The 23725-nt window shown below is 70.5% G+C and carries 22 protein-coding genes; 13 read left to right on the forward strand and 9 right to left on the reverse strand.

Going from position 1 to position 23725, the window contains the following annotated elements; translation table 11 throughout:
• Nucleotides 1-322 precede the first annotated feature (322 nt).
• The 4 genes from FGD71_RS46820 to FGD71_RS46835 all read left to right on the forward strand — a co-directional run bounded on the left by FGD71_RS46820 (nucleotide 323) and on the right by FGD71_RS46835 (nucleotide 5844).
• Nucleotides 323-1699 carry an SLC13 family permease gene (locus FGD71_RS46820; RefSeq protein ID WP_119106741.1) on the forward strand — a complete coding sequence of 459 codons (1377 nt, stop codon included), beginning with the start codon at nucleotides 323-325 and terminating at the stop codon, nucleotides 1697-1699.
• 61 nt (nucleotides 1700-1760) lie between these two features.
• Nucleotides 1761-3266, forward strand: coding sequence for an acyl-CoA synthetase (locus tag FGD71_RS46825; protein WP_119106742.1), 1506 nt, complete (start codon nucleotides 1761-1763; stop codon nucleotides 3264-3266).
• Complete coding sequence (locus FGD71_RS46830) at nucleotides 3259-4632, forward strand: carboxyl transferase domain-containing protein (RefSeq protein WP_119106743.1); 1374 nt, start codon at nucleotides 3259-3261, stop codon at nucleotides 4630-4632. The genes FGD71_RS46825 and FGD71_RS46830 overlap by 8 nt, the downstream gene beginning before the upstream one ends.
• 177 nt (nucleotides 4633-4809) lie before the next feature.
• Complete coding sequence (locus FGD71_RS46835; protein WP_119106744.1) at nucleotides 4810-5844, forward strand: rod shape-determining protein; 1035 nt, start codon at nucleotides 4810-4812, stop codon at nucleotides 5842-5844.
• Nucleotides 5845-5855: 11 nt separating this feature from the next.
• Here FGD71_RS46835 and FGD71_RS46840 read toward each other — a convergent pair whose 3' ends face one another.
• From FGD71_RS46840 to FGD71_RS46855, 4 genes are all read right to left on the reverse strand, one after another.
• Nucleotides 5856-6437 (reverse strand): Rv1733c family protein, encoded by a 582-nt coding sequence (locus FGD71_RS46840; protein ID WP_119106745.1) that lies wholly within the window; start codon nucleotides 6435-6437, stop codon nucleotides 5856-5858.
• Nucleotides 6438-6652: 215 nt separating this feature from the next.
• The gene (locus FGD71_RS46845; protein WP_119106746.1) at nucleotides 6653-6997 is read right to left on the reverse strand and encodes an STAS domain-containing protein; all 345 of its coding nucleotides are present in this window, start codon (nucleotides 6995-6997) and stop codon (nucleotides 6653-6655) included.
• Between the two features lie 133 nt (nucleotides 6998-7130).
• Nucleotides 7131-7781 carry a phosphoribosyltransferase gene (locus tag FGD71_RS46850; protein ID WP_119106747.1) on the reverse strand — a complete coding sequence of 217 codons (651 nt, stop codon included), beginning with the start codon at nucleotides 7779-7781 and terminating at the stop codon, nucleotides 7131-7133.
• Complete coding sequence (locus FGD71_RS46855) at nucleotides 7781-9136, reverse strand: erythromycin esterase family protein (RefSeq protein ID WP_119106807.1); 1356 nt, start codon at nucleotides 9134-9136, stop codon at nucleotides 7781-7783. The genes FGD71_RS46850 and FGD71_RS46855 overlap by 1 nt, the downstream gene beginning before the upstream one ends.
• Nucleotides 9137-9341: 205 nt before the next feature.
• Here FGD71_RS46855 and FGD71_RS46860 point away from each other — a divergent pair, with 205 nt between their 5' ends.
• Both FGD71_RS46860 and FGD71_RS46865 read left to right on the forward strand, forming a co-directional pair.
• On the forward strand, nucleotides 9342-9761 hold the full coding sequence (locus FGD71_RS46860) for a CBS domain-containing protein (protein WP_119106748.1): 420 nt from the start codon (nucleotides 9342-9344) through the stop codon (nucleotides 9759-9761).
• A 104-nt stretch (nucleotides 9762-9865) separates the two neighbouring features.
• Nucleotides 9866-10336 carry an archease gene (locus FGD71_RS46865; protein WP_119106808.1) on the forward strand — a complete coding sequence of 157 codons (471 nt, stop codon included), beginning with the start codon at nucleotides 9866-9868 and terminating at the stop codon, nucleotides 10334-10336.
• Between the two features lie 59 nt (nucleotides 10337-10395).
• Here the strand turns inward: FGD71_RS46865 and FGD71_RS46870 are convergent, their stop codons facing one another.
• Nucleotides 10396-11808, reverse strand: coding sequence for an RtcB family protein (locus FGD71_RS46870; protein ID WP_119106749.1), 1413 nt, complete (start codon nucleotides 11806-11808; stop codon nucleotides 10396-10398).
• A 44-nt stretch (nucleotides 11809-11852) separates the two neighbouring features.
• A complete protein-coding gene (locus FGD71_RS46875) occupies nucleotides 11853-12311 on the reverse strand; it encodes a TIGR03668 family PPOX class F420-dependent oxidoreductase (protein WP_119106809.1) in 459 nt (152 codons plus the stop codon).
• Between the two features lie 119 nt (nucleotides 12312-12430).
• On the opposite strand from FGD71_RS46875, the gene FGD71_RS46880 reads away from it, so the two are divergent.
• Nucleotides 12431-12847 carry a VOC family protein gene (locus tag FGD71_RS46880; protein WP_119106750.1) on the forward strand — a complete coding sequence of 139 codons (417 nt, stop codon included), beginning with the start codon at nucleotides 12431-12433 and terminating at the stop codon, nucleotides 12845-12847.
• 53 nt (nucleotides 12848-12900) lie between these two features.
• Here FGD71_RS46880 and FGD71_RS46885 read toward each other — a convergent pair whose 3' ends face one another.
• Nucleotides 12901-13575: a response regulator gene (locus tag FGD71_RS46885; RefSeq protein ID WP_119106751.1), complete on the reverse strand. Its 675-nt coding sequence runs from the start codon at nucleotides 13573-13575 to the stop codon at nucleotides 12901-12903.
• Entirely contained in the window at nucleotides 13572-15440 is a 1869-nt protein-coding gene (locus FGD71_RS46890) for a sensor histidine kinase (protein WP_240437113.1), read from the reverse strand. The genes FGD71_RS46885 and FGD71_RS46890 overlap by 4 nt, the downstream gene beginning before the upstream one ends.
• Before the next feature lie 97 nt (nucleotides 15441-15537).
• Between FGD71_RS46890 and FGD71_RS46895 the strand changes: the two genes are divergently transcribed.
• The 6 genes from FGD71_RS46895 to FGD71_RS46925 all read left to right on the forward strand — a co-directional run bounded on the left by FGD71_RS46895 (nucleotide 15538) and on the right by FGD71_RS46925 (nucleotide 22896).
• Nucleotides 15538-16548: a Bug family tripartite tricarboxylate transporter substrate binding protein gene (locus FGD71_RS46895; protein WP_119106752.1), complete on the forward strand. Its 1011-nt coding sequence runs from the start codon at nucleotides 15538-15540 to the stop codon at nucleotides 16546-16548.
• On the forward strand, nucleotides 16545-17081 hold the full coding sequence (locus tag FGD71_RS46900) for a tripartite tricarboxylate transporter TctB family protein (protein WP_119106753.1): 537 nt from the start codon (nucleotides 16545-16547) through the stop codon (nucleotides 17079-17081). Before FGD71_RS46895 ends, FGD71_RS46900 begins: the two co-directional genes overlap by 4 nt.
• Entirely contained in the window at nucleotides 17081-18580 is a 1500-nt protein-coding gene (locus FGD71_RS46905; protein WP_119106754.1) for a tripartite tricarboxylate transporter permease, read from the forward strand. The genes FGD71_RS46900 and FGD71_RS46905 overlap by 1 nt, the downstream gene beginning before the upstream one ends.
• A gap of 47 nt (nucleotides 18581-18627) precedes the next feature.
• On the forward strand, nucleotides 18628-19023 hold the full coding sequence (locus FGD71_RS46910) for a universal stress protein (protein WP_119106755.1): 396 nt from the start codon (nucleotides 18628-18630) through the stop codon (nucleotides 19021-19023).
• 516 nt (nucleotides 19024-19539) lie between these two features.
• Entirely contained in the window at nucleotides 19540-20613 is a 1074-nt protein-coding gene (locus FGD71_RS46915) for a glycoside hydrolase family 5 protein (RefSeq protein ID WP_119106756.1), read from the forward strand.
• Nucleotides 20614-21267: 654 nt separating this feature from the next.
• A complete protein-coding gene (locus FGD71_RS46925; RefSeq protein WP_119106757.1) occupies nucleotides 21268-22896 on the forward strand; it encodes an MFS transporter in 1629 nt (542 codons plus the stop codon).
• 82 nt (nucleotides 22897-22978) lie between these two features.
• On the opposite strand, the gene FGD71_RS46930 is transcribed toward FGD71_RS46925, so the two are convergent.
• Nucleotides 22979-23626 carry a TetR/AcrR family transcriptional regulator gene (locus tag FGD71_RS46930; protein ID WP_119106758.1) on the reverse strand — a complete coding sequence of 216 codons (648 nt, stop codon included), beginning with the start codon at nucleotides 23624-23626 and terminating at the stop codon, nucleotides 22979-22981.
• Between the last annotated feature and the right edge of the window lie 99 nt (nucleotides 23627-23725).

Here is a 23725-nt window from a genome sequence, read left to right on the forward strand (position 1 = left end):
TCGTCCCGCGGCCGCAGCGTAACACCGTGGATGACGGGATCAGTGGCACTTGTGGACAAGTGGCCGAGTGGCCGAGTGGATAAGTGGCTGAACCAATTCTGGTCCTATCTCTTGACGGTCTCTACGGCCGACATCCAATGTGGTTCAGCCACTTGGGCCATCAAGCCCGGGCCTAGTGGCCGAGTGGCTCAGCCACTTGACCACTCATCCACTGCCATTGCCCACTCCCCCACTCCACTCGTCCACTCCGCCAGCTCCACCTCGTCCACTCCCCACTTGACCAGCCACCCGCTCGACAAGGGACCCAAAGACGGGAGCCCGCATGTCCGCCGAACTGATATCGATCCTCGTGCTCGTCGTGGTGTTCGTGATCGCCACCACCCGCTCCATCAACATGGGCGCGCTCGCCTTCGCCGCCGCGTTCGGGGTCGGCGAGCTCGTCGCCGATCTCGATGCCGAGCAGATCTTCGCCGGCTTCCCCGGTGACCTCTTCGTCGTGCTCGTCGGGGTGACGTATCTGTTCGCGATCGCCCGCGCCAACGGCACCACTGACTGGCTGGTGCATGCCTCGATCCGGCTCGTGGGCGGGCGGATCGTGCTGATCCCGTGGGTGATGTTCGTACTGACGGGGGCGCTCACCGCGATCGGCGCGGTCAGTCCGGCCGCGGTCGCCATCGTGGCACCGCTCGCACTGAGTTTCGCCGTGCGGTACGAGATCAGTCCGCTGCTGATGGGCGCGATGGTCGTGCACGGCGCGCAGGGCGGCGGCTTCTCCCCGATCAGCATCTACGGGTCGATCGTCAACGGGATCGTGGAGCGCGAGAACCTGCCGGGCAACGAGGTCGCGCTCTTCCTCGCCTCGCTCGTCGTCAATCTCGTGATCGCGGGTGTGGTGTTCGTACTGTTCGGGGGGCTGAAGCTGAAGGGCGGGGCCGAGGTGGCTCAGGCCGAGGCCAAGGCCAAGGCCGGGGCCGAGGCCAGGGCCAAGGTCGGGGCCGACGCATCAGCCACCAGCCGACACGGCCAGGAAGCCGCCGAGCAAGCCGACGAAGAGGCCGCCCAAAAAGAGGCCCAAAAAGAGGCCCAAGAAGACGACACCCGGCTGAACCCCGCACGTATCGCCACCCTCACCGCCCTGGTCGCCCTGGTCGTCGCCGTGCTGGCCTTCGACCTGGACGCCGGGCTCACCTCCATCACCCTCGCCGTCCTCCTCAGCGCCTGCTGGCCGGAAGACAGCCGCAACGCCGTCAGCCAGATCGCGTGGCCGACGGTCCTGCTGATCTGCGGCGTGCTGACGTACGTCGGCGTCCTGGACGAGATGGGCACGATCGACTGGGCCGGCGAGGGCGTCAGCGGCATCGGCATCCCGCTGCTCTCCTCCGTCCTCCTCTGCTACATCGGCGCGGTCGTCTCCGCCTTCGCCTCCTCCGTCGGCATCATGGGGGCGCTGATTCCGCTGGCTGTACCGTTCCTGGCACAGGGCGAGATCGGGGCGGTCGGGATGATCGCGGCTCTCGCGGTGTCGGCGACGGTGGTGGATGTGAGCCCGTTCTCGACGAACGGCGCGCTGGTGCTCGCGGCGGCTCCCGGCGTCGACCGCGAGCGTTTCTTCCGCCAGCTGATGGTGTACGGGGGAATCGTGGTCGCCGTGGTGCCGGCCGTGGTGTGGCTCGCACTGGTGGTGCCCGGCTGGGGATGACAGCGCCGCCCTGGTTGCATACCGACCAACGACCGAAATGAACGGCTAAGGAGTACGCCACGTGTCCCCTCTCTTCCCGGCTCTCTTCCCGGCCCTGACGGAGGCCTCGGCGGACCCGGACGGTCCCGGTGCGCACCGGCCCGCCCTGCGCTTCGGCGACCGCTCCCTGACGTACCGCGAACTCGCCGCCGCGGCCGCGCCCCTGGCCGAGCGTGTCACGGGAGCGGGCCGGATCGCGGTCTGGGCCACGCCCACTCTGGAGACCGCCGTCTCCGTGGTCGCCGCCCTCCTGGCCGGGGTCCCCGCCGTGCCGCTCAACCCGAAGTCGGGTGAGAGCGAGCTGGGGCACATCGTGTCCGACAGCGCGCCGTCACTCGTCCTCGCGGCGCCGGGCGACCGGCTCCCGGCCGCCCTGGGTGGGCTGGAACGCGTGGATGTCGCCGTCGACGTACGTGCCGCAGGGTCGTCCCGCGCGACCACGGACCACGCGATCACGGACCACGCCCCCGAAGCCCCCGCCCTGATCGTCTACACCTCCGGCACCACCGGCCCGCCCAAGGGCGCCGTCATCCCCCGCCGGGCTGTCGCCACCACCCTGGACGCGCTCGCGGACGCCTGGCAGTGGACCGGCGACGACGTACTCGTGCACGGCCTTCCCCTCTTCCACGTACATGGCCTGATCCTCGGCATCCTCGGCCCGCTGCGCCGCGGCGGATCCGTCCGGCATCTCGGCCGGTTCGAAACGGCGGGCGTGGCAAGGGAGTTGAGCGAGGGCGCCACCATGCTGTTCGGGGTGCCGACGATGTACCACCGGATCGCGGAGGCACTGCCCGACGACCCGGCCCTCGCGAAGGCCCTGGCCAGGGCGCGGCTGCTGGTGTCGGGGTCGGCGGCCCTCCCCGTGCACGACCACGAGCGGATCGCGGCGGCGACGGGACGGCGGGTCATCGAGCGGTACGGGATGACGGAGACGCTCATGAACACGAGCGTGCGCGCGGACGGGGAGCCGCGCGCGGGCACGGTCGGGGTTCCACTGCCGGGTGTCGAACTGCGCCTGACGGAGGAGGACGGGGTGACGGCCGTCGAGGCGTACGACGGCGAGAGCGTCGGTGAGATCCAGGTCCGCGGGCCCAACCTCTTCACCGAGTATCTGAACCGTCCTGACGCGACCGCGGAGGCGTTCACCGAGGACGGCTGGTTCCGCACGGGTGACATGGCGGTGCGTGACCCCGACGGCTACGTACGTATCGTCGGCCGCAAGGCCACCGACCTCATCAAGAGCGGTGGTTACAAGATCGGCGCGGGTGAGATCGAGAACGCGCTCCTGGAGCACCCGGGTGTGCGCGAGGCCGCGGTCACCGGTGAGCCCGACGCCGACCTCGGTGAGCGGATCGTGGCGTGGATCGTGCCGGCCGCCCCTCAATCTCCGCCGTCGGCCGAGGAGTTGGCCGGCCATGTGGCCCGCCGTCTCGCGCCCCACAAGCGGCCGCGCGCGGTCCGTTACCTCGACTCCCTGCCCCGCAACGACATGGGCAAGATCATGAAGCGCGCACTGCCCCATGACTGACACGCCTGACGTACCTGACGTACCTGACGTACCTGAGGTACCACGGTTCACGGCCCGCGAGGCGATCGGTCTCGTCGCCGCCGATTTCACCGAACTCCCGGCCCCGACAGGCGCGTACGCACCCGACGGCCCCTTGGGCTGGCAGGGTTACGACGCCTCGCGCGCCCGCGCCGTGGCCCGCACCGGCGAGGAGGAGTCCGTCGTCTGCGGCACGGCGACGGTGGGCACGACTCGCGCCGTGCTGATCTCCTTCGAGTTCGGCTTCCTGGGCGGTTCGCTGGGCGAGCGCACCGGGGACCGGCTGGAGGCGGCGTACACGTACGCGCGTGAGCAACGCCTTCCGGTCGTCTCCCTGGTCGCCACCGGCGGCAGCCGGATGCAGGAGGGCATGCGCGCGCTGGTCCAACTCCAGCGTGTGGCCCGGCAGTCGGTGCTCACCCGGGAGGCGGGGCTGCCGCAGATCGCAGTCCTGCGGGACCCGGCGACGGGCGGCGGCTGGGCCACCCTGGGCGCGGGCGCCGATGTGATCCTGGCGCTGCCGGGCGCCCAGGTGGGCTTCGCGGGCTCCCGGGTCCGCCCACCGGACGCGGACCCGGCGGCGTACACGGCGGAGGCACAGCTGGCGGCGGGGGCGATCGACGCGGTGGTCGGGCAGCAGGAGCTGCCGGGGAACCTGGCGCTCTGGCTGCACCTGCTGAGCCGCCCGTCGACGACGCCCGCCGCTCCCCCACCCGCGCTGGGCCGAGCCGGTCTTCCCGCCACCGGCCGGGACGCGGTCGACAACGCCCGCGCCCCTCGACGTCCTCGCGCCCGGGCCTATCTGGACGCGTACTTCACGCACCGCGCGTCGATCAGCGGCGACCGCAGCGGTGGCACGGATCTTGGGATGCTCTGCGGCTTCGGCGAACACGACGGCCGTACGATCGCGTACGCGGCCCAGACCGGCACCGCCACCCGCCCCGCCGGGTACCGCACCGCCGCCCGGCTGATCCGGCTGGCGGACCAACTCCGCATCCCCGTACTGACGTTGGTGGACACTCCGGGAGCCGCCAACGACGAGGAGGCGGAGCGGCAGGGCGCGGGCGCGGCGATAGCGGAGTTGTTCGGCGCCGTGGCCGCCGCCCGTACGCCGGTCACCACCTTGCTGATCGGCGAGGGCGGCTCGGGCGGTGCCCTCGCTCTCGCGGCGCCCGGCAACACCTGGGCCACCCCCGACAGCTACTTCTCCGTCATCGCCCCGGAGCTCGCGGCGGCGATCCTCAAACGGCCCGCGAGCCAGGTGACCGCGACGGCCGACCAACTGCGCCTCCGGCCACAGGACTTGGTGGACCTGGGGCTGGTCAGGGGCCTGGTGAGTCCTGTGTGACGCACCGTGCCGGCAGGTCCGCGGAGCCGTCCGTCCACCCGGCCACATCCACCCATCCAGCGGCACCCCACCCAGACCATCCCAACAGGCGAACCCCTCGCTCCCCCCGCAGTATGCGAAGGAGGGCCGCCGTCCGGCGGGCCCTCCCACCGGTCCGCGCTCTCGGGAGGATCTGCGATGACCGCCAGTCTGGAGCAGTTGCGCCGCTGTCATTTCGGCGTCGATCTGGGGGCCGCACGGACCCGCGTGTACATCAGGGGGGCAGGTCTGGTCGTCGACCAGCCGAGCGTGGCCGCCGTGAACACGAGGACCGGGGCACTGATCGCGGTCGGGGAGTTCGCCGAGAAGATGACGGGGCGCACGCCCGGGTACATCCGCGTGGTCAGACCCGTGTCCGGCGGCACCGTCGTGGACATCGAGATGGCGCAGCGGATGCTGCGGCAGTTGCTCGGCGAGAAACTCCGCCGCGCCCTGCGCCGCAAGCCGCGGCTGCGCGCCGCCGCCTGCACTCCCCATGAAGCGGATCCGCTCGCCCAGCGCGCGGCGATCGAGACGCTGGTCGGGCTCGGCGCGCGGAGGGTCGAACTCGTCGACACGCTCATCGCGGCAGGCGTCGGCTGCGGGCTGCCGGTCGAGCAGCCCGAGGCGACCATGATCCTGGTGTGCGGGGCGGCGACCACACAGGTCGCGGTGCTGTCGCTCGGCTCGATCGTGACCGCCGCGCGCATCGCGGTCGGGGGTGAGGCCGTCGACCGCGCGATGGTCCAGCATCTGCGCCTGCACCATGAGTTGATGCTGCCGAGTCAGGCCGTACGCCCCTTGCAGCTCGCGCTGTCCGGGAACGGGCCCACCGCGAACGGTCCGACGACCGAGGTTCACGGGCGGGACGTGGCCACCGGGCTCGCCCGGTCGGTGAAGGTCGACACGGCCGCCGTACGCGATGCCATCCAGACCCCGCTCACGGCGGTGATCGACGGTATCGGCAAGGTGTTGCGCGACTGCCCGCCGGACCTGGTGGCCGACCTCGCGGACCGCGGGATCATGATGGTCGGCGGCAGCGCCCTGCTGCCGGGCCTCGACCAGATGCTGCGGCAGGCGACGGGCATGCCGGTGCGCATCGCCGAACGGCCCGACGTGTGCGCGGTCCTCGGTCTGGGCGCGATGCTGGAGGGCAAGATCGAACCGATGGTTCTGGACCCGCTGGCCGCCTGAGAGAGGCACGTTCAGCCGGTCTTCCCGCCCCACCGCAGGTCGGCCTGCTCCCACTCGACAGCCCACTGCCGCATGCGCACCCGGTCGATACGTGCGCGGACGCCCCAGGCGGTCAGCGTGACGACGCCGCACCCGCCCATCGCGGCGAGCAGGCCGGCCGAGGTCGCCTGCAGTACCGCTTCCGCCTGGCTGACGGGCTCCGACATCAGGGTGCCGTGCCGGTCGGTCCAGACCGTGGTACGGCTGCCCGCCCGCGTTTCGGGATCGACCTTGGCCCGGCCGGTGTGAGCCGAGCCGTCCGGGGCCTTCCAGCGCACCTTGGCCCACACGCGGTCATCGCCCACCACCGAGGACGGCACCGCGCCCGGCGCGTCCTCGGCGAGCACCGCCGGCACGGGGCGGCGCTCCTCCCGCTGCCGGTCCAGGCTCTGGCTCAGCGCGTTGGCCGCCACCAGCCCCGCGAGCAGGCCGCCCACCACCGCGAAGATCCATGCGGCGAGCACGACCCAGGCCTCGACGACGTCCACACGCCGCCGGAGCGGGTTACGCCGCCACCTCCACAGCCTCACCTTGGTACGTCGTGTCATCGCCATCGGCCAGCACCCCCTTGTGAGCACCGACGGCAACACCTGTTTTCCAGTGTGCTCCCACCAGCGTCGCAGAACTCGGGCGCTGTGGCATGCGGTGGCGGAGGGGGACGGGGTGGCGGAAGGGGACGTTCGGTGGGCGACGGGATCGAGGTGGCCGACGGGTCGAAGTGAGGTCTGCGCGGTTTGCGTGGTCCAAGTGGTCTGCGCGCCGGCGGATTTCAGATCGTCGGAGTCAGCCGTTCATGGAAGGACAAGGCGGACTCCAGGCCGGTGATCCGGAACACCCGCATGACCGGGTCGGCTCCGCGTACGCACCACATCGTGCCGCCGCGCCTGGCCGTACGGTTCTGGATTCTGTCCAGCAGCCGTAATCCCCCGCAGTCCAGAAACGTCACGGCTCCCAGGTCGACGACGACCTCGGTCGCGCTCCGGGCGATCAGCTCGTCCACCCGTGGGGCCAGTACCTGAGCAGCGTGGATGTCGACCTCTCCGCGCAGCTCGATCACCGTCGCCGCACCCACGACCCGCTCGTCCAGGCCGAAGGCACACGTGTCAGCGCCCATGACGACCCCCAGCGCTCCTTCGCTCCTCGTACGCCGACATCATGCACCGGGCGGCAGACAACGGTGCGCCTGCTTGACCAAGCCTGTACGTACTTCACCGATCCATTGCCGAGGAGGGAGAACGGCGGCAGAGTCATGCCTGGATGTGGGTGCTGCGCAGCGTTTCGGTCACCTCGTGGTCGGAGAGCTGCGCGAAGTCCTCGTACCACTCCCCCACCGCGTAGAAGTGTTCTGGCTGGTGGACGCAGACCACGTCGTCGGCCTCGTGCTCCCGTACGGCGCCGAGGCCCGAGCAGACCGGTACGGCCAGGATCAGGCGGGCGGGCTCGCGGCGGCGGACATGGAGCAGGGCGGCCCGGGCGGTGACGCCGGTGGCGAGCCCGTCGTCGACCAGGATCACGGTCCGGTCCCGTACGCGAGGAGCGGGGCGCCCCTCGCGGTAGAGGTCATCGAGGCGGTGGAGCTCGGCGCGCTGCCGGGCGACGGTCTCGGTGAACTGGTACTCGGTCATGTCCAGGAGCGCCAGGGTCTCCTTGTCGAACACGGGCGGGTCCTCACCGACGATCGCGCCGACCCCGGCCTCCGGCTGGCCCGGTGCGCCGATCTTGCGGACCACCAGTACATCCAGGGGCGCGTGCAGGGCGTGGGCGACCTCCGCCCCGACGGGGACGCCCCCGCGGGGCAGGGCCAGCACGAGGGGGTCGACGAAGCCGCCGCCCTCCGCCCGTTTCAGGAGCGCGGCAGCGAGTTCCTGGCCCGCCTGCCGACGGTTCTGGAAGCGCATCAGGTCTCCTCGTAGGGGTGCAGCGGGGTCAGGGCCTGGGTGCGGTCGAGGAAGCAGAAGGCGTCGTAGCGTTCGCCCAGGACGGTGGGCATGTAGGTGCCCCACTGCCGCTGCTCGTCCTGCGGCCGGTAGACGACGCCGATCGCCCGGTGGGCACGCTCCTCGGCGATCCAGCCGTGCTCGTCGTGCAGGGGCCTGCCGTGGACGGGCCCGGGCGGGAAGACGAACAGGGACCGCTCCCCCGGCACCGCCTGGTGCATGACCTGCTCGACACTGCCGTCCCGGGCGGGCGGCATGCCGAGTACGGCCGGGCGGGCGCCCCACCGGTCGGCGGCGGTCACCGTGCCCTCGTACGATCCGAGGCCGACCAGCACCACGCCCTCCGCCAGGTGCCGTTCGCGGGCCAGCTGGCCGACGTTGACCAGGCCGGCGTCGAACATGTCGGTGGCGCGGGCGTCGCCGATGTGCGTGTTGTGTTCCCAGACCACCGCCTTGGCGTCCGGACCGTGGTGTTCCATGAGCCGGTCGAGGGTGTCGGCCATGTGACGGTCGCGGATGTTCCACGCCTCGGCGCCGCCGTGCAGCATGGCCCGGTAGTAGCGGTCGGCTCCGGCCAGCACCTCGGCGTTCTGCAGGGCGGCGAACTCCGCGAGGTCGCCGGTCAGGGTCGCGGACTGCCCGGCGACGGCGTGGGCGCGGAGCCCGGTGAGCAGGGCGACCACCTCCGGCTCGAGGCCGTACGGCACCAGTTCGGTGGCGCGGGCGTAGGACTGGGGGTCGTCGGCGTACGGCTCGAAGCAGCGGTACGCCTCCAGCGCCCGGTCGACCAGGTCCGGCTCGTGGGCACGGAGGTGGTCGAGGACGGCGTGCAGCGACTCCCACAGGCTGTACACGTCCAGGCCGAAGAAGCCGACCCGCCGCCCGGCCGGCAGCCGGGCGTTGTGCTCGCGGAGCCATCGGGCGAACGCCAGCACCTCCGTGTTCGCCCACAGCCACGCCGGCCATCTGCGGAAGTTCTCCAGGACCTCTCGCGGCTCCTCGGGGCCCGCCTGTGCTCCAGCTCCCTGCGCTCCGGCCCTCTGCGCTCCGGTGACCGAACAGTGCAGCGCCAGGCAGTCCTGCCAGTCGCCCTCCACGGCCACGAAGGAGAAGCCCCTCTCCTCGATCAGCCTCCGGGTCAGCAGGGCCCGCACCTGGTAGTACTCGGCGGTGCCGTGCGTGGCTTCGCCCAGCAGTACGTAGCGGGCGTCGCCGATCCGTTCCAGCAGCACGTCCAGCGAGCCCGGCCCGGACAGCGGCAGCGCGTCCCGCCGGATGCGCCGCACCTCATCCGCACCGGCTGCGACAGCGGTCATCGAGGTCACGTCCCGTCCCACCCCTCCAACGCGTTCACTCGCCCCGGCATGGGCCTTTCGTGATCGGCCCCTCCGAGTACCCGACCGGCCGGGTCCTCACGCGTCCACGCATGGAGGAACCGGTGCCGGGTACTCGCGGGTCTGCCGAGTACCGGCCCTCCAGGTACGTGCCGGTGCTCATCCCGGAAAGCACACGGAGGTAGCCATGGCTCAGCATGTCCGGGAGGTCATGACGACGGAACCGGTGACGGTGGACGAAGAAACTCCGCTCCCCGAGGTCGCCCGGCTCATGAAGGAGAAGAACATCGGCGATGTCATCGTCGCCGAGGAAGACCGCGTACGCGGCCTGGTGACCGATCGTGACCTGGTGGTCCGGGTCCTGGCCGAGGAGCGCGACCCCGCCCGCACCACGGTCCGCGAGGTCGCCAGCACCGATCTCATCACCATCGACCCGGAGGCGGAGATCGACGAGGCGGTCCGGCTGATGCGTGAGAACGCGCTGCGGCGGCTGCCGGTCGTCGAGGAGGGGCACCTGGTCGGCGCCCTCAGCATCGGCGACCTGGCTCTCGAACGCGACCCGCGCTCCGCGCTCGCCGACATCAGCGCGGCGGAGCCGAACCGATAGGGCGAGCCACACGTCCCGCGCGTGGGCAGGGCGGCCTGTCCTCTTCGTTCCTCTTCGTTTCTCCGACGACACATGCGTACGGGGCGAACGGGCACCCGGTGGGCATGGTCGGAGAGACGGACGACGAGCGGCAGGCACGCGGGCAGGGCGAGAGCGGTCATCGGCTCGTGCCGCACACGGCCGACGTGCGCATCGAGGCGTGGGGTACGACCAGGGAATGCTGCCTGGTGGAGGCCGTACTCGCGATGGTGGAGAGCTTCGCGGACGTCTCGGCGACACGGCCGACCGCTATGCAACGCGCCCAGTTCGCCGAGATCAGCGACGACGATCTGCTGGCCGCGCTGCTGGACGAGGTCGTCTACCGCCTCGAGGTCCACGGCCAGGTCCCCCTGGACGTGGAAGTGGAGGAGGTGGAGGCGGAAGAGCCCGACGGCTCCCTCGACGTACGTCTGGCCGTCGCCGACCTGTCGGACGTGGAGATCACCGGCGCCGTACCGAAGGCCGTCTCGTGGAACGAACTGCACATCGGGCCCGGTCCCTACGGCTGGTCGTGTGCGGTGACGATCGACGTGTGAGAACGAGGGGTCTCACCCCTTGCGACGCCGAGGGGTGCCGAGGGGTCCAGGACGGGGTCTCACCCCTTCACCACACCCAGCGGGACCAGCCGTGCGACCGTACGGCACAGCCCCGCGCCCTCGCTCGCCGCCACCACCGCGCTCACGTCCTTGTATGCCTCCGGTGTCTCCTCCGCCAGCCCGCGCAACGACCGCGGGCGCACCGCGATACCACCTCGCTCCAGCCGGGCCCGCAGTTCCGCTCCGGCGACCGCCCGCGCGGCCTGATGACGGCTCATCACGCGCCCCGCGCCGTGGCAGGTGGAGTGGAACGCGTCGCCGCCCGGCACTCCGGCGAGCACGTACGAGGCCGTGCCCATGGTGCCGGGGATCAGTACGGGCTGGCCGAACTCTCTCAGTTCCTCGGGCAGTTCGGGATGAGCGGGCGGGAAGGCCCGGGTGGCGCCCTTGCGGTGCACGCACAGCCTGCGCCGCGTTCCGTCCACCGTATGGGTCTCGATCTTGGCGAGGTTGTGGGACACGTCGTACACGAGCGACAGGCGGGCACCCGTGGCGCGGCGGAAGATCCGCCGGGTCGCGTCGGACAGCAACTGCCGGTTCGCGCGGCCGTAGTTGGCGGCCGCGGCCATCGCGCCGAGATAGGCCCGTCCTTCGGGCGAGTCGACCGGGGCGCAGGCCAGTTGCCGGTCCGGGACGGTGATGCCGTAGCGGTTCATGACGCGGTCCATCGCCCGTACGTGATCGGTGCAGATCTGGTGCCCGAGCCCGCGTGAGCCGCAGTGGATCATCACGCACACCTGGCCGAGGGCGAGTCCGAAGCCGGCGGCGACCCGCTCGTCGTACACCTCGGTGACCTGCTGGATCTCCAGGAAGTGGTTGGCGGAGCCGAGGCTGCCGACCTGGCCGAGGCCGCGCTCCCGCGCCCGCCCGCTCACCTGTGCCCCGTCGGCTTCGGCGACCGCCCCGCCGTCCTCGCAGCGGGTCAGGTCGCGTTCCTCACCGTGGCCGTGGGTCACGGCGTACCGGGAGCCGCCCTCCAGGATCTCCTCCAGCTGGCCGGGGCCGCTCAGCCGCCACACCCCGCCGGGGCCCGCGCCGCGCGGGATCGCCCGGTCCAGAGCGTCCATGATCTCGGGCAGCGCGGGCTCCAGCGTCTGCCGGTCGCTGTCGGCGGCCAGCAGCCGCACCCCGCACGAGATGTCGAAGCCGACCCCGCCGGGCGAGACCACTCCGCCGTCGTCCACGTCGGTCGCCGCCACGCCTCCGATGGGGAAGCCGTAGCCCCAGTGAATGTCCGGCATGGCGTACGAGGCGCCGACGATGCCCGGCAGCGTGGCCACGTTGACGACCTGCTCCAGCGATTTCTCGGCGTCCCTCAGCAGGCCCCGGGACGCGAACACGACTCCCGGCACGCGCATGGGCCCGTGCGGTTCGATCCGGAAGCGGTAGGGACGCTCCTCAACGAGTTCCATGTGCGGCCTCCCGGTGTGTGTGAGGGCGCGTCGGCCGGCCGCTGTCAGCCGTCGTCGTCCTCGGGGACGGCCCGCCAGCCCGTCCACCGCCGCACGGTGACCACGATCACCGGCCCGTGCGGCGGCCGCCTTCGGTAAGGGACGTACTTCTGCCGGAGCAGCGCGACCGCGGCGGAGTGCTCGTTCCGGACCGAAGCCTCCGGCGCGTCGGGCGACACGATCCTTGCGTCGCCGTCCGCCCGCACCCACCACAGCCGGTCCCAGTCCTCGTCGTAGGCGTCCACCAGCAGGCATACGGCCGGGTGGGCCACGATGTTCCGCAGCCGCTTCAGCCGGACCGCTTTCTTCGGCTTGTGATCGATCGCTGTCACGATCATGTCGTCGGCCTGCGCGAACACCAGCGGGACGAGGTGGGGCCGCCCCTCGGCATCCACTGTCGCGAGCCGCGCCACCCGGGCGGTCCCGAACAACCGCCGCGCGTCGTGCGCCTCCACCTCCGGCACGATCACCTCCACCCTTTCAGGGATGAGTATCCGAAACCAGAGACGTTACGCGTTGTCCACATCAGTACGATTTGCCAGGATTGGGCATCTCATGATCGGTCACGACCAAGGAGGCTCTGGTGGCCACCAGACTGAACCCGTACATCAGCTTCGCCGGTAACGCCCGTCAGGCCATGGAGTTCTACCAAGGCGTCTTCGGCGGCGACCTGGCGCTCCACACCTACGCCGACATCGGCGGCGGACACGCCCCGGAAGACGCCGACAAAATCATGCACGGCATGCTCGAGACCTCCGGCGGACTCACGCTCATGGGCGCCGACACCCCGCCGGGAATGGAGCACCGCCCCGGCAACAACATCGCGGTGTCCCTGAGCGGCCAGGACGCCGACGAGCTGCGCGGCTACTGGGCGAAGCTGTCGGACGGCGGCACCGTGGCGGTCGCCCTGGCGGAGCAGATGTGGGGCGACGTGTTCGGCATGTGCACGGACCGGTTCGGCATCGACTGGATGGTCAACATCAGCACGCCCCAGACTTGACGGAGCCCGGAGCCCGGAGCCCGGAGCCGGAGCCCACGCGCCGCTCAGCGCTGTCAGCTGCGCCAGCTGTAGCGGCGCTCCGGGCGGCCCGCGTGGCCGTAGCGCAGCGACACCTCCGCCCGACCGATGTCGCTGAAGTGCTCGAGGTAGCGGCGGGCGCTGACGCGGGAGACACCGAGCCGGGCCGCGCACTCGGCCGCGGAGAGGCTCCCCTCGGCGACGCGCAGCTCACGTTCGATCAGTTCGGCGGTCTCCACGCTCATGCCCTTCGGCAGGGTGGGCGCCGCCGCCGGTGCCGCCACCCGGGCCATCGCCCGGTCCACGTCGGCCTGGCCGCTGACCACCGCCGTGTACAGATCGCTCCGCCGGGCGGCGTACCGCTCCAGCCGGGCCCTCAGGTCCTCGGCGTCGAACGGCTTGAGCAGATAGTCGACCACGCCCTGGCGGACGGCGCCCCGGACCGCTTCGGACTCGCGCGCGGCGCTGATCACCAGCACATCGCAGTCGTGCCCCGCGCTCCGCAATCGCGGAATGACCTCCAGCCCGAACATGTCGGGCAGATACAGATCGAGCAGCACGAGATCGGGATGCAGCTCGGCGACGGCGGTGAGCGCCTGCTCGCCGCAGTTCGCCGTTCCGACCACCCGGAAACCCTCGACATCGTTCACGAATCCGCGGTGGATCCGCGCCACCATGAAGTCGTCCTCGACGATCAGTACATCGATCATCGGACTCCCTCCGTCACTCGGTCGGCCGGACGGCCGACGGACATCCGGGCGGTGAACATGGCGCCCTCCTGCGTATTGGCCACCGACACCTCACCGCCCCGTCGTTTGCAGACCAGCCGCGTGAGCGCCAGACCGATGCCCCGGTCGCCGCCCTGCGCGGCCTTCGTGGTGAACCCGTGCGAGAACACTTCCTGGGCGAGCTCGGGAGCAACCCCCGGGCCCGAGTCCCGTACCACGATCTCCACGCTGGAGGCGTCCTGGCGCACTTCGACCTCCACCCACGCGTCGTGGTCGTCGTCTCCGGCCGCCGCGGCGTCGACCGCGTTGTCCACGAGATTGCCGAGCACCGTGGCCACGTCCGCGGAGTCCATCGGCTCCAGGTGATCCAGGGCCGTACGCTCCGAGATCCGCAGCCGCACCTTGCGTTCCGCGGCGAGCGCGGACTTGGCCATGAGCAGCGCGGCGACCGCCCGGTCATGGATCCGGCTGGTCAGGGTCAGATCGAGCGAGTCGCGATGCCGGCGCAGGGCACGGACGTAGCGCACGACCTCGTCGTGCTCGCCGATCTGGATGAGCCCGGAGATGGTGTGCAGCTGGTTGGAGAACTCGTGGGCCTGCGCGCGGAGCAGTTCGGTGCTGCTCCGGAACGAGCCCAGTTCGCGCTCGAGCTGAGCCAGTTCGGTGCGGTCCCGCAGGGTCGTCACCGAGCCGAGCCGGCGACCGTCCTTGGTGACGTCCATCCGGTTCATCACCAGCACCCGGCCGCGGCGCACGACCACCTCGTCACGCCGCTCGGCACCGTGCTCCCCGTCGTGTTGCGCGTCGTGCTTCCCGTCGTGCTCACCGTCCTGCTGGGCGTCGTGCTTCGCGTCGTGTTCACCGTCCTGCTGGGCGCCGTGCTTCGCGTCGCGCTCACCAGCCTGCTGGGCGTCACGTGTCGCGTCGCGCTCACCAGCCTGCTCGGCGTCGTGTTCCGGGGCGCGCTCCGCCGCCCTGTGCTCGCTGCCACCGGCCCCGGCCAGTACGTCGTACAGCCTGCCCTCGATCCCCAGGTCGGCCAGGCTCATCCCGACGCAGTTCTCGGGCAGGTCGAGCAGCCTGCGGCCGACCGCGTTCACCAGGGTGAGCCGCAGGTGCGGGTCGAGGGCCACCACGCCCTCGGCTATGCCGAACAGCATCGCCTCGCGATGTTCCGCGAGGCCGGCGATCTCGCGGGGCTCCAGACCCAGGGTCTGACGCTTGATGCGCCGGGCCAGCAGCCATGATCCGGCGACTCCGAGCACACTGGCGATGCCGAGGTAGGCCAGCAGATAGGACGAGGCGCCCATCAGCCGCTGCCACGCCGTCGGCGAGGCCCGCCCGATCATGACGGTTCCGAGATGGTCGCCGGCGTTGTCGAGATCGTCGCCGGCGGTGTGCTGCTCGGCGCCGATCACCGGGGCCTTCGCCACCAGCTCGGTGATCCCGCCCAACGACAGTTCCCCGGACCAGCCGCGAGCCTCGGCGACAGACGGGCCGCCGACCGGCAGGCGCGTTCCGACCAGCGTGGGATTCGTGGCGGCGACGATCTCTCCGTCGGCGTCGGCGACCAGGGCCGAGGTGACACCGGACCTGGTCAGCGTGGACTGCAGCAGCGGCGCGAGGGTCTCGGCCGGCGCCGGCCGGACGAGCTGAGTGCGGATGAGGGGGTTTCCGGCCATGTCCTCCGCCAGGGCGGTCACCCGGCGTCCCTCCACCCGGTCGAACGTCGCCTGCGACTGAGCCAGCGAGACCGCGCCCACCGCGACCAGCACGATCACGACGATGGCGAGCTGCAATACCAGCAGCTCACCGGCCAGGGTGTGGCGGCGGGACGTCACGACCACTATGAACTCAACCTTCAATGCTCACACAACGGAGACGGACTGTCCTAGGAACCGCACAATCATGGCGCCGGACCCGCCCGAGGGAAAGAGATGAGCCATGAGAACTCGACGAGCCGCACTTGTCGGAGCTCTTGCCACCGTGTCCATGCTCGCGGTCAGCGCCTGTGGCGCCACCGCCGACAAGGAGGAGTCCGGAAGCGGAAGCGGGAGCGGGAAGCCCGTGACCGGTCTCCGGCTGATGGTCCCCAACACTCCGGGCAGCGGATACGACCTCACCGCCCGGACCGTGACCCAGGTGATGCAGGACACCAAGGTGGCCTCCGGAACCCAGGTGTTCAACCTGCCCGGGGCCAGCGGCGTCGTCGGCCTGCAGCGCCTGGTGAACGAGAAGGGCAACGGCAAGATGGCCATGCAGATGGGCCTCGGCGTCGTCGGTGCCTCGTACACCTCGAAGTCCAAGGCGACGCTGACCGACACCACCCCGATCGCCAGACTGATCGAGGAGGCCGGAGCGATCGTCGTACCGAAGGACTCCCCGTACAAGACGATGGACGACCTCGTCACCGCGTGGAAGAAGGACCCCAAGAAACTGGCGGTCGGCGGTGGCTCCACGGCGGGCGGTCCGGACCATCTGCTCCCGATGCAGCTCGCGAAGGCCGTCGGCATCGAGCCGAAGAAGGTCAACTACGTCTCCTACGACGGTGGCGGCGAGCTGCTGCCCGCCATCCTGGGCAACAAGATCGCCTTCGGTGCCAGCGGTTTCGGTGAGTTCCTCGACCAGATCGAGGCGGGACAGGTGCGAGTGCTCGCGGTGACCAGCGAGAAGCCGATCGACGCGCTGAAGGACGCCCCCACGCTCAAGGACTCCGGCATCGACCTGGTCTTCACCAACTGGCGCGGAATCGTCGCCCCTCCCGGGATCACCGAGGACCAGAAGAAGGTCTGGATCGACGCCCTGACCAAGATGCACGACTCCAAGGAGTGGAAGGCCGAGCTGGAGAAGAACGGCTGGACCGACGCCTTCGTCACCGGTGACGAGTTCGGCACGTACCTGACCGAGCAGGACAAGTCCGTCGCCGACCTCCTGTCCGAGCTCGGGCTGGCATGAGCTCCGAGGTGAACGACCGGATCGCGGAGGACACGCGTCCGTCCGGGGAGGGCGGGGACCGCGCGCAGTACGCAGTGTGCGCGTTCCTCGCCCTGCTGGGCACCGCCGTGATCGTGGATGCCCTCGGCATCCCGCACATCACCAGCGGCACCGACCCGGTCGGGCCGCGCGTGGTGCCGATGATCCTGGGTGTGCTGCTCATGGTGGTCGCGGTGGCGTACGCGGTCGATGTGGCCCGGGGCGGCCGCGGTGAGCCGGAGGCCGGCGAGGACGTCGACCTGTCGCAGGGCAGTGACTGGCGCACGGTGCTGCTGCTGATCGGCGCGTTCGTGGTGAACGCCGTGCTGATCGAGCGACTCGGCTGGGTGATCAGCGGCACCCTGCTCTTCTGGGGAACGGCCTTCGCCCTCGGCAACCGGCACTACGTCCGCAATCTGCTGATCGCCGTGACGCTGTCCCTGGTCACCTTCTACGCGTTCGCGATCGGCCTCGGCGTGAACCTTCCGGCCGGTGTGCTGCAAGGGATCCTGTGATGGACAACCTGAACAATCTCCTCCAGGGCTTCGCGGACGTCGTCGCCCCGATGAACCTGCTGCTGGCGCTGATCGGCGTCGTCATCGGCACCGCGGTGGGTGTGCTGCCCGGCATCGGCCCGGCGATGACGGTCGCGCTGCTCCTTCCGGTCACCTACGGCATGGAGCCGGTGCAGGCGTTCATCATGTTCGCGGGCATCTTCTACGGCGGCATGTACGGCGGTTCGACCACCTCGATCCTGCTGAACACCCCCGGTGAGTCGTCCTCGGTCGTCACGGCCATCGAGGGCAACAAGATGGCCAAGGCGGGCCGGGCCGCACAGGCGCTCGCGACCGCCGCCATCGGTTCCTTCGTGGCGGGCACGATCGGCACCCTGCTCCTCGTCCTGGTCACGCCGTTCGTGGTGGACTTCGCGGTGAGCCTGGGGGCGCCCGACTACTTCGCGCTCATGCTGCTCTCCTTCATCGCGGTCACCTCGGTGCTGGGCTCCTCGCGCATCCGCGGCTTCGTCTCGCTGCTGCTCGGCCTGACGATCGGTCTGGTCGGCATCGACTCGGTGTCCGGACAGCAGCGGCTCAGCCTGGGCATCCCGCAACTGGCCGACGGCATCGACGTGGTCGTGGTCGCGGTCGGCATCTTCGCCGTCGGCGAGGCGCTGTGGGTGGCCGCGCATCTGCGGCGCAAGCCCGCGGAGGTGATCCCGGTCGGCCGTCCGTGGATGGGCCGCAAGGACTGGAAGCGGTCGTGGAAGCCATGGCTGCGGGGCACCGCGTTCGGCTTCCCCTTCGGCGCGCTCCCCGCCGGTGGTGCGGAGATACCGACGTTCCTGTCGTACGCGACGGAGAAGCGTCTGACCAAGCACCCCGAGGAGTTCGGCAAGGGAGCCATCGAGGGTGTGGCCGGGCCGGAGGCGGCGAACAACGCGTCGGCGGCCGGCACGCTGGTGCCGATGCTCGCGATCGGGCTGCCGACGAACGCGACGGCCGCGGTCATGCTGGCGGCCTTCCAGTCGTACGGCATCCAGCCGGGTCCGCTGTTGTTCGATCGCGAGGCGAGCCTCGTATGGGTGCTGATAGCCAGCCTGTTCGTCGGCAATCTGCTGCTCCTGCTGCTCAACCTCCCGCTGGCGCCGGCCTGGGCCAAGCTGCTGCAGATTCCGCGTCCCTACCTCTACGCGGGGATCCTGTTCTTCGCGTCGATGGGTGCGTACGCCGTCAACGCCCAGCCGCTGGACCTGTTCCTGCTGCTGACGCTGGGGCTCCTCGGCTTCGCCATGCGCCGCTTCGGACTGCCCGTGCTGCCGTTGATCGTCGGCGTCATCCTCGGCCCGCGGGCCGAGTTGCAGGGGCGACGCTCCCTGCAACTGTCGGGCGGCGAGCTGTCGGGACTGCTGGGCGGACCGGTGTCCTACATCGTCTACACCGTGGTCGTGCTGGTTCTGGTGTGGCCGCTCGTCCGGCGGTTCGTCGTACGTCCACTGCGTGAGCGAAGTGCCTGAGAGGGCCTGAGCCAAGTGCCTGAGAGCGCCTGACAGGGAGACCAACCATGACCGTACTGGTCGGATACGTACCCTCGCCCGAGGGTGAGGCCGCACTGCGCGCGGGAATCGACGAGGCCCGGCTGCGCGACGAGAAGCTGCTGGTGGTGAACACCTCCCGGGGCGACGCCTTGATGGACACCCGGTTCGCGCAGGAGCCCGATCTGGCCCATGTGCGCGAGGATCTGGCTGCGCTGGGCGTCGACTTCGAGATACGCCAGGTGCTCGGCGGGCGCGACGCCGCCGAGGAGATCGTCGATCTGGCGGAACTGCCGGACGTGTCCCTCGTGGTGATCGGGCTGCGGCGGCGCAGCGCGGTCGGCAAGCTGATCATGGGTTCGGCGGCTCAGCAGATCCTGATGGGGGTGAACTGCCCGATCCTCGCGGTGAAAACCGCCTCCTGATCCCGGGTATCGGTCGACGGACCGGGCCGTACTCCCCCGGCCACCGAGCCGTACTCCCCCGGCCAAAGGGCATCGTCACTTCGCCCCGCCGCGCATCCAGCGGCGGGGCGAAGTGCTGTCGCGGGCGGACGCCCCGACGCGACCGGTGTTACGCGTGGGAAACCTTGACGGGCGCTGTGGCGGGTGCCACGATTCCGGGCGGCGCGATGTTTACGTAAACATCGCGGTTGGTGGAGCAGGCAGGAGCGGAACGATGTGGCAGTTCGAGGGCACAAGCTCGTCCGCCGTCCGGGCCGACGCCACCATGAACATCGCCTTACGCCTTCCTTGAGTACCTCAAGGTCGACGCCGCCGTGCGGCCACACGTCGACGGTGGTGCCCTCCCCGCCACCACCGCGCAACTGCCCGGCTTCCGGGCATCCCTCCGGCCCGGCACATGTTCCGACGGCCGCTCGGCCACGCGCAGGCTCCGCCATGCGCTGAGTCGCCGTCTCCCTCCCGTGAAAGGGCAAGCTGATGCGCAAAGTCCCCGCCGGCACCCGCCTCACCCCCCGGCTGCGCGCCGCCCTCGTGGCGATCGCGATAGCCGCGACCAGCGGCACAGCCATCGCCGGCAGCCCCGCCTCCGCCGCGAGCGACGACACGACCCGACTCAGCAGAGACACGACCCAGTTCAAGGGCGTGAACTGGGCCGACCCACGCGACAACTTCGCCGACGACCCCGTCGTGCTGTCCGGTCTGTCGACCTCCGACAGTTACGCCCAGACCTATGCCAAGGCGAGTCGGGTGATCTCGGCGTTCCGTGCGAACCTCGGTGCCAACACCGTCCGGCTGCCCATCAACCCGTACACCGTCAACGGCTCCTACTGGAAGTCCTACCGCGGGGTCATCGACGCGGCGTCGGACAAGGGCTTCAAGGTCATCCTCTCCTACTGGGAGGGCACGGGCGTCCGCAAGGACGGCTTCATCGACGACACCGCCACCTACTGGCCCATGTGGAACACCGTGGTCAAGGCGTACAAGGCCGACGAGCGGGTCTACTTCGAGCCGATGAACGAGCCCCACGGCTACACCGACACCGAGTGGGCCGACATCGCCGCGAAGTGGCTGGGCACCTACCCGTCGGTCCCGCGCAACCGGGTGTTCGTCAGCGGCGCCGGCTACAACGACCACGTCACCTCCGTCTGCGCCGACCCGCGTCTGAAGGGCACCTACCTGTCGCTGCACCACTACGGGTTCTGGAAGGAGTACGCCACCTACGACCAGTGGGTGGCCGACCTCAAGGAGCGCATCGGTGACTGCGCCAACCGGACCGTCGCCGACGAGTTCGGCGCCCATATGACCACCGGTTTCGACTACAACAAGCCGGCTGCCTCCAACAACTTCATCAACTTCATGCAGGCCGTCACCGACACCTTCCGCGAGCTCAAGATGGGGTCCGTCTACTGGCCCGGCCTGCGCACCGGCGACACCTACTCGCTGCAGACCCTGATCGGCGACCCCGCCCGGCCCTGGCTGGCCACCACCAACCAGTCCGGCGCCGACCGGCTCGCCTGGGGTTGGGGACGAGGCAAGCCCGTTCAGCCCTGACCCGTACGGGGCACCAGTGACGCACTGGCGCCCGGTCCGGTGCCGCTGTGCCCCTCAGTCGCTTGGCCCTGTCCTCATTGAGGACAGGGCCAAGGTCCTGTCCGACCCTGATCCGTCGGTCCGGGTGATCCGGCCGTCCTCGACCGCGAGGCCCGCAACCGAGTCCAGCCCGCCATCGAACTCGAACCGCACGGCCGCGCCCCGATGAGCCACATCGGCTTCACCTCGAATCCGCCGTACGCCCTGGCGAACGCACTCAGGAGCGGCCACCCGGTCCGCGCCCTCGATCGGCCGCCTGGCCACGGGGACGACACCGCCACCGTCGGACACACCGCCCGCTCGGTGGGGCCCAGGGTCTCCAGCACGGTCAGCATCGCGAACGAGACGCGTCGGCCATGGTCATGCGCGCGACACCACGCCGCTCGGCTGCGCCTGGGGCGCCTGCGGCGCCGGGCCGCACGCTGCCGAAAACCCCTGAGCCTCGATGCCGAGAGCGACGTTCGTACGCGCCATCTGGTTCGCGGTGACGGTCGGCGGCGTCCGCGACATCACCTTGGCGGCGGAGCTTCGGGATATTTGCACACTGGTGGGCAATAAATTAGTCTGCACGTCGATGGGCAATTAACTCGTCCCTCGTTTCTCCTAGGAGCCCCGATGCCCTTCCTCGCCACCACCCCCGTCGAGAAGATGACCGGTCCGTACTCACGGCGTTGGTGGGCCCTGCTCGTGCTCTGCCTGAGCCTGCTGATCGTGGTCATGGCGAACACGTCCCTGATCGTGGCCGCGCCGGACATGACCGCGGACCTCGGCCTGAGCAGCAGTGACCTGCAGTGGGTCATCGACGGCTACACCGTCCCGTACGCCGCGCTGATGCTGGTGCTGGGCTCGATCGGCGACAAATACAGCCGTCGCGGCGCGCTGGTCACGGGCCTGGTGATCTTCGCCGGCGGTTCGGTGATGGGCAGCCTGGTCGATGGGACCGAGCTGGTCATAGCGGCCCGGGCGATCATGGGCGTCGGAGCCGCCGTCGTCATGCCGGCCACCCTGTCCCTACTGGTCGCGATCTTCCCGAAGCGCGAGCGGGCCCGTGCCATCACGGCCTGGACCGCCACCTCCGGCCTCGCCATCGCCGTCGGCCCCCTGGTCGCCGGATGGCTCCTGGAGGACCACGCCTGGGGCTCCACCTTCCTGATCAACGTCCCCATCGCGGTCGTCGCCGTCGTCGGCGCGCTGGCCCTGGTGCCGCCGTCGAAGGCGCAGGGCATGGGCCGGATCGACTACGTCGGCGGGCTGCTCTCGATCGTCTCCGTAGGCTCCCTGGTCTACGCGACCATCGAGGGCCCGCACTTCGGCTGGGGTGCCGGCCCGGTCGCCGCCGCCGTGGTCGCGGGCGTGGGCCTGCTGGCCTTCGTGGCCTGGGAGCTGCGGCACCCGCACCCCATGCTGAACGTGCGCAAGTTCAGGCTGCGCCCCTTCAGCGGCGCCATGCTCGCGGTGCTGTTCTTCTTCTTCGGTACGTTCGGAGCGATCTACTACTCCACCCAGTTCCTGCAGTTCGTCCTCGGCTACAACGCGCTGGAGACCGGCGTACGCCTGCTGCCGCTGGCCGGGGCCGTCTTCGTCGGCGCCGCGGTGACCGGGCGCCTGACCCCGAAGCTGGGCATGAAGGCGATGGTGACGGCCGGCATGGCGATCGGCACCGTGGGCGTCTTCCTGCTCGTACAGGTCGACAAGGGTTCGACGTATGCCGACTTCCTGGCGCCGATGATGCTGCTGGGCCTCGCGATCGGTCTGAGCGTCTCCCCGGCCACGGACACCATCATGGCCTCCTTCCCCGAGTCGGAGCTGGGGGTCGGCGGCGGTGCCAACGACACCGCGCTGGAGCTCGGCGGCTCCCTCGGCATCGCGGTACTCGGCTCGCTCCTCGGCACGGCCTACCGCGACGAACTGACCGACCTGGTCGGCAACCGGCTGCCTGCCACGGCCATGGAGACGGCCAAGGACTCGGTGGGCGGCGGCCTCGCGGTCGCCGAGCAGATCGCGAAGACCCCCTCGGCGGGGCCCCAGCAGGCCCAGGCCGTCGTGGACGCCGTCCACGAAGCCTTCGCTCACGGTGTCGCCCAGACCAGCCTCGTCGGCGGGATCATCATGGCCGCCGGCACACTGATCGTCCTCGCCGTCCTGCCCCACCGCGGGGACGCCGGCAAGCACCGGCCGGAGGAAACGGCGGCAGCGGAAGCGGCAGCGGAAGCGGGCCGCGACCGGGAGTACGCGTCCAGCTGACCAAGACCCAGTTCTACGAGAGCAAGCAGACCGCGTCCCGGAAACGGGAACAGGAACGGGAACGCCACCGGGACGCCCGCCCTTACGAACCGCTCGCGACCTCACCGACCACGGCACGCGCCCGCTCCTCCGGCACACCGGCCGCGACGAGCGCGACGACGGCGGCCCGGGTCCCGTCGTCCTCCAGGGCGCCGATGTTGACCGACTCCAACAGAGCGAGCAGCATCCCTTCCAGACCGGCGCTGAGCGCGGCGGGCGGCAGAAGGGTATGGAAGACGCCGTCCCGCTGCCCCCGCTCCAGGATGGCCGTGACCTCGTCGCGGGCCGGCGCCAGGATCTCGGCCACACGTTCCGCGCCCAGGTCGCGCCGGGCCAGCGACAGGAGCATCCGGTAGCGGTCGCCGACGGGCCACATGGCGACCACGAAGTGCGCGAGCGCCCGCTCGGCGGACTCCGGCGCCAGCTCCGGCTCCGGCTCCGTGGGCTTCGCGCCGGCCTCCATCGCGCTCCGGAGGGTGTCGGAGGCCTCCTCGGCGAGAGCCTCCAGCAACGCCGCGCGTCCGGGGAAGTGCCCGAAAAGGGTGCGCCGTACGACACCGGCGGCCCGCGCCAGCTCCTCCAGGGTGATGTCGGGATTCCGCCCGAGCTCCAGGCGGGCCGTGGCCAGGATGCGCGCCCGGTTGGACCGCGAATTGCGACGCAACGGCTCGCGGGCCACGGGCTTGGGCACGGAAACAACCTCGGTGGATCAGTGCGGAGAACGACGGAGCAGGACGGACGGCTCCATTTTGACACGGAGGACCTGGTCCACCACCGGGCCCGCGCGCTG

The organism is Streptomyces sporangiiformans, from assembly GCF_005768555.2.
Classification (GTDB): Bacteria; Actinomycetota; Actinomycetes; order Streptomycetales; family Streptomycetaceae; genus Streptomyces; species Streptomyces sporangiiformans.